The 1834-nt window shown below is 70.7% G+C and carries 2 protein-coding genes; both read right to left on the bottom strand.

Annotation, left to right across the window (positions count from 1 at the left end; genetic code table 11):
• The coding region (locus tag AC5RUH_RS16650; protein WP_494129151.1) for a serine/threonine-protein kinase at positions 1–1144 on the bottom strand (1144 nt) is incomplete at its 3' end.
• A partial coding sequence (locus tag AC5RUH_RS16645) for an FHA domain-containing protein (RefSeq protein ID WP_494129150.1) occupies positions 1141–1834 on the bottom strand: 694 nt, incomplete at its 5' end. The genes AC5RUH_RS16650 and AC5RUH_RS16645, both read right to left, overlap by 4 nt.

Below are 1834 nucleotides of genomic sequence, written 5' to 3'. Positions count from 1 at the left end.
CGTCTGGTTCCGTCGCTGCATCCCGTTCGGAGTCCCGCAGCACGGTGGAGCCGTCCGGGGCCGGCTCAGGGGGCCGTCCCTCGGCGCCGGGCAGCCACGGCCCGGGAGCGCTGCCTGCTGCCGGCGCCGAGTCCCCGGGCAGCCGCCCGGTGCGTTCGGGAAAGGCGAAACCCGGCGCCGTCGGTACCGTGCCGGCGGCCGGGTCGATGGAGACAATCCCGCGGACGCGCGTCGCCTCGCCGTCGTCGCCGCCGTCCGCTTCAGCCGGCCGTGCTTCCTCCAGCACCTCGAACGGCGTCACCGAGAGGTTCAATTCCGCCTGGACCCGCTGCAGGGACAGCGCGAAGGCATAGGCGGAGGTGAACCGCGACCCCGGCGACTTGGCCATCGCCGTCGCCAGGGCCAGTTGCAATGATGCGGGCACGTCGGCACGGCGCAGCGGCGGCAGCGGCGCATGGGCAATCCGGTCCATCAGGTCCCGCTGGGAGTTGTTTCCGCCGGGCTGGATGAACGGGGACCGGCCGGCCAGCAGCGTGTAGATCGTGGCGCCCAGGGACCAGATGTCGCTGCGGGTGCCGTTGCCGGCATTGCCCCGGAAGGCTTCCGGCGGCGACCACGGTATGGACATGCCGGTGTCGCCATCTCCGCCGTCGGTGCTTGAGGAAATGCCGAAGTCGGTCAGGGCCGGCCGGTTGTAATCGGTGACCAGGATGTTGGCGGGTTTGATGTCGCGGTGTGCGATACCCGCCCGGTGCGCGGTTTCCACGGCCGAGGCCACCTGGATGCCGAGGGCCAGCACTTCGTCCACCCCCAGCGGACCGTTGCGGTACCGGACGTCCAGGCTGGGACGTGAACAATATTCCATCGCCAGGTAGGAATGTCCGTCGGCGGTGAGATTGGCCTCGTAGATCGTGACGATGAACGGATGCGTGGACAGTTGCGCCATGAGGTTTGCTTCGGATTCGAAGCGGCGTCGGGCGTCCTCGGTCTTCAGCCCGGACAGCAGTACCTTGACCGCAACCCGGCGCCTGGGCCGATCCTGTTCGTACAAATAGACGTCGGAGAAACCGCCGGAGCCAAGCAGCCTGACGTAGCGGTACCCGTCGATGGCGGGCGGCGGTGCGGGCGGGCGCTTCACGCTCACGGCAGGTCCTCAAAGCGCAGGGAGATGCCGTCGCCCAGGTCCGCGATGTCGCCGTCCAGCAGCATGACCGCCTCGCCGTGGCCCAGACGCCGGGGCGCCTGCTGGCCCCGCAGGAGCAAGGCCCCGTTGGTCGACTTTAAGTCGGCAAGGATGACGTGCCACCCTTCCAACCGGACTTCCACGTGCGAGCGCGAAATGTCCCCGCTGGCGCTGTGCACCGGCACCAGCCGAGGCATCACCCTGCCCTGCACCCGGTTCGCAGAAGGCTGCCGTCCAACGATCACGGGCCTGTCCAGTTCCACCACTTCGCCGGTGGACAACCGCAGGTGCCCCAGCGACGGCCGCTGCACCTCCCGGGCTTCGCCGTCCAACGGCCCGCCGCATCCGGAACACGCCGAACTGGTCGGTGGATTGGCGTGGCCGAGCCCGCACATCCGGGCCAGCACCATGGGGGCGGTGCTCGGGGCCGGCGACGGCGCCGCCTCGGGTGCGGGTGCGGCCGGAACCTCGGGCAGGTCGCTGCGCATCAGCGTCTGCCCGTCGTGGTCGCCGGCATCGTGGTCGCCGCCGCCGCGTTCTCCGCCGTCGTGGTCGCCGCCGTCGAATCGGGCCGGTGGGCTAGCGACGGCGGCAGGGCCGCGGTTGGCAGCCGCGGCCGGTTCGGCATCCCCCGCCGCTCCCGCGGCCGAT

The sequence above is a fragment of the Arthrobacter sp. Y3223166 genome (assembly GCF_059090935.1).
Note: the sequence above shows the minus strand (reverse complement) of the source record. Positions and strands in the feature narration are given on the sequence as shown.